Below are 307 nucleotides of genomic sequence, written 5' to 3' on the forward strand. Positions count from 1 at the left end.
ACCCTCGACAAACTGCGCGGCGAAACCCAGTACGAATACGAAGCCAACGGCCAGTTGCTGGCGCGCAACACCGGCCGAGTAGTCGACGGCGAAGAATTCCGCTACGACGCCGCCGCCAATCGCCTGAACTTCAACACCAGTCGTTTCGACCACGTCAAAGACAACCGCCTAAAACAATGGGCGAACCACGAATACAAATACGACGCCTGGGGCAACCTGATCGAAAAAGTCGTCGGCATCGTGCGCTGGCAAACCTTCACCTACGACTGCGAAAACCGCCTGGTCAAAACCGAGACCATGGCCAACA

At 57.0% G+C, this 307-nt stretch carries 1 pseudogene; it reads left to right on the forward strand.

The features are described 5' to 3' along the window. Positions 1-307: pseudogene (locus AO388_RS07155) on the forward strand (hypothetical protein); the annotation flags it as partial.

It is taken from the genome of Pseudomonas sp. ICMP 10191 (assembly GCF_001467335.1).
Lineage (GTDB): Bacteria > Pseudomonadota > Gammaproteobacteria > Pseudomonadales > Pseudomonadaceae > Aquipseudomonas > Aquipseudomonas cerasi.